2 protein-coding genes and 2 pseudogenes are annotated in these 3,388 nt (G+C 63.1%); 3 read left to right on the top strand and 1 reads right to left on the bottom strand.

The genetic code is table 11. The annotated features are described in order from the left end of the window. Positions 1-100, bottom strand: a pseudogene (locus tag L9Z73_RS27770) (hypothetical protein); the annotation flags it as partial. Between L9Z73_RS27770 and iolB the strand changes: the two are divergent. The 3 genes and pseudogenes from iolB to L9Z73_RS27755 all read left to right on the top strand — a co-directional run. After that, a pseudogene (gene iolB, locus L9Z73_RS27765) lies at positions 96-512 on the top strand (5-deoxy-glucuronate isomerase); the annotation flags it as partial. The pseudogenes L9Z73_RS27770 and iolB sit on opposite strands and share 5 nt — an antisense overlap. A 10-nt stretch (positions 513-522) precedes the next feature. Further along, positions 523-2,454 (top strand): 3D-(3,5/4)-trihydroxycyclohexane-1,2-dione acylhydrolase (decyclizing), encoded by a 1,932-nt coding sequence (iolD, locus tag L9Z73_RS27760; protein WP_247407907.1) that lies wholly within the window; start codon positions 523-525, stop codon positions 2,452-2,454. A gap of 19 nt (positions 2,455-2,473) precedes the next feature. Continuing rightward, positions 2,474-3,388, top strand: a 915-nt coding sequence (locus L9Z73_RS27755; protein ID WP_247407897.1) for a Gfo/Idh/MocA family protein, incomplete at its 3' end; no start/stop codon positions are given.

Below are 3,388 nucleotides of genomic sequence, written 5' to 3'. Positions count from 1 at the left end.
ACAACGAGCCAAACACCACCGGATAGTCGCGGGACACGGCGGCTTCGTAGCTCATGCGCCCGAGGCCATCGAGGGAGAAGATCACTTCGATCAGCAGCGTGCGCGGCAAAGGTGCCAACACCCGTTACGTGTGCGACATCCTGCCCGACAGCGAGCCCGCCCATTCCCTGCTGGTGGTGGAGGTGCGCACGCCGTCCGGGCACTCGTCGAGCTACCCGCCGCACAAGCACGACACCGACGACCTGCCGCACCAGAGCTTTCTCGAAGAAACCTATTACCACCAGATCAACCCGCCTCAGGGCTTCGTGTTCCAGCGGGTGTACACCGACGACCGCAGCATCGACCAGGCGATGGCGGTGGAAAACAGCGACCTGGTGGTGGTGCCCAAGGGTTACCACCCGGTCAGCGTGCCGTATGGCTACGAGTCCTATTACCTCAACGTGATGGCCGGCCCCAAGCGCGCCTGGCATTTTCATAACGACCCTCAGCACAGCTGGCTGCTGGACCTTTAAGGGGCGCGACATGACCACCACCCGATTGACCATGGCCCAGGCCCTGGTGAAATTTCTGGATAACCAATACATCGAAGTCGATGGCGTGCAGAGCAAGTTTGTCGCCGGGGTGTTCACGATTTTTGGCCATGGCAACGTACTTGGCCTGGGCCAGGCGCTGGAGCAGGACAGCGGCGACTTGGTGGTCCACCAGGGCCGCAACGAGCAAGGCATGGCCCACGCTGCCATCGGTTTTGCCAAGCAACACCTGCGGCGCAAGATCTACGCGTGTACTGCGTCGGTCGGCCCGGGGGCGGCGAATATGCTGACCGCTGCTGCGACCGCCACGGCCAACCGTATCCCGTTGCTGCTGTTGCCCGGCGATGTCTACGCCAGCCGCCAGCCCGACCCGGTGCTGCAACAGATCGAGCAATTCCATGACCTGAGCATCAGCACCAACGACGCCTTCCGTTCGGTGAGCAAATACTGGGACCGCATCAACCGCCCCGAGCAATTGATGAGCGCGGCGATCCACGCCATGCGGGTGCTCACCGATCCGGCCGAAACCGGCGCCGTCACCCTGGCGCTGCCGCAGGATGTGCAAGCCGAGGCCTGGGATTACCCGGATTATTTCTTGCAAAAACGCGTCCACCGCCTCGACCGTCGCCCGGCTACCGCGGCGATGATTGGCGACGCCGTGGCGGCCTTCAAGGGCAAGCGCAAGCCGTTGATCATCTGCGGCGGCGGGGTCAAGTACTCCAGGGCGAATGCCGCCTTGCAGGCGTTTGCCGAACGCTTCGAGATTCCCTTCGCCGAAACCCAGGCGGGCAAGAGCGCGGTGGTCTCCAGCCATCCGCTGAACGTCGGCGGGATCGGCGAGACCGGCTGCCTGGCCGCGAACTTGTTGGCCCCCGAGGCCGACCTTATTATCGGGATCGGCACGCGTTACACCGACTTCACCACGTCGTCGAAGTCGCTGTTCAAGCACGCCGACGTGCAGTTCCTCAACCTCAATATCAGCCCCTGCGACGCGTTGAAACTCGATGGCGTGCAAGTGCTGGCGGATGCGCAAGTCGCCCTTGAAGCATTGGCCGCAGCACTGGGGGATTATCGCGCCGGGTGGGGCGAGCAGGTACGCGACGCCAGGGCGCAATTGGACGCGGAAGTCGACCGGGTGCATCAGGTGGAATACGCGGGCGACGACTTCGTACCGGAGGTCAACGACCGCCTGGACCGCGCCGTGCTGCGCGAATTCATCCAGCTGACCGGTTCGTGCCTGACCCAAAGCCGCGTCCTCGGCGTGCTCAACCAGACCCTGGCCGACGACGCGATCATTGTCGCCGCCGCCGGCAGCCTACCCGGTGATTTGCAGCGCAGTTGGCGCAGCAAGGGCGTCAACACCTACCACGTCGAATACGGTTACTCGTGCATGGGCTACGAGATCAACGCTGCGCTCGGCGTGAAGCTGGCCGAGCCGACGCGCGAGGTCTATGCGCTGGTCGGCGATGGCTCTTACATGATGCTGCATTCGGAGCTGGCCACCTCGATCCAGGAGCGGCGCAAGATCAACGTGGTGCTGCTGGACAACATGGCCTTCGGTTGCATCAACAACCTGCAGATCGGCAACGGCATGGACAGCTTCGGCACCGAGTTCCGCTACCGCAACCCCGAGAGCGGCAAGCTCGACGGCGGCCTGGTGCCGGTGGACTTCGCCATGAGCGCAGCGGCCTACGGCTGCAAGACCTACAAGGTCAGCAGCGTGGCGCAGCTCGAAGCGGCGCTGGCCGATGCGCGCACGCAAACGGTGTCGACGCTGATCGATATCAAGGTGTTGCCCAAGACCATGATCCACGGCTACCTGTCGTGGTGGCGGGTGGGCGTGGCGCAGGTCTCCACCAGCGAACGCACCAATGCTGCGGCGAAAAAACTCAATGAACAGCTGGCCAAGGCCCGGCAGTACTAATAACAAGAGGAGTGAATGTATGTCGTTGAAGCTGGGTGTTATCGGTACGGGCGCTATCGGCCGGGACCATATTCGTCGTTGCAGCCAGACCTTGCTCAACAGCCAGGTGGTGGCGGTGACCGACATCGACCTTGCGCAGGCCGCCAAGGTGGTGGCGGATCTGAAACTGGACGCGGAGGTGTATGCGGACGGCCATGCGCTGATCAATTCGCCTCAGGTTGAGGCTATTCTCGTCACCTCCTGGGGCCCGAGCCATGAGGAGTTCGTGCTCGCCGCCATCGCCGCCGGCAAACCGGTGTTCTGCGAAAAACCGCTGGCGGTCACCGCCGACGGCTGCCGCAGGATCGTCGAAGCTGAAGTCGCGCACGGCAAGCGCCTGGTGCAAGTGGGCTTCATGCGCCCCTATGACGAAGGTTATCGCGCCCTGAAAGCGGTGATCGACAGCGGCCAGATTGGCGAGCCGCTGATGCTGCACTGCGCGCACCGCAACCCGCGTGTGGGCGAGAACTACAAGACCGACATGGCGATCACCGACACCTTGATCCACGAGCTGGATGTGTTGCGTTGGCTGCTCGATGACGACTACGTCTCCGTGCAAGTGGTGTTCCCGCGCAAGACCAGCAAGGCCCTGGCCCATCTGCGCGACCCGCAGATCGTGCTGCTGGAAACCGCCAAGGGCACGCGCATCGATGTGGAAGTGTTTGTGAACTGCCAGTACGGCTACGACATTCAGTGCGAAGTGGTGGGGGAGACCGGTATCGCCAAGCTGCCGGAGCCGTCGCAGGTGCAATTGCGCAGCGAGGCCAAGCTGTCCAATGCAATTCTGATGGACTGGAAAGACCGCTTTATCGGCGCCTATGACATCGAGTTGCAGGCGTTCATCGACAGCGTGCGCGCCGGGCAAGTGGGCGGGCCGTCGGCGTGGGACAGGTTT

This window comes from Pseudomonas emilianonis (assembly GCF_023072625.1).
Lineage (GTDB): Bacteria > Pseudomonadota > Gammaproteobacteria > Pseudomonadales > Pseudomonadaceae > Aquipseudomonas > Aquipseudomonas paraveronii.
Note: the sequence above shows the minus strand (reverse complement) of the source record. Positions and strands in the feature narration are given on the sequence as shown.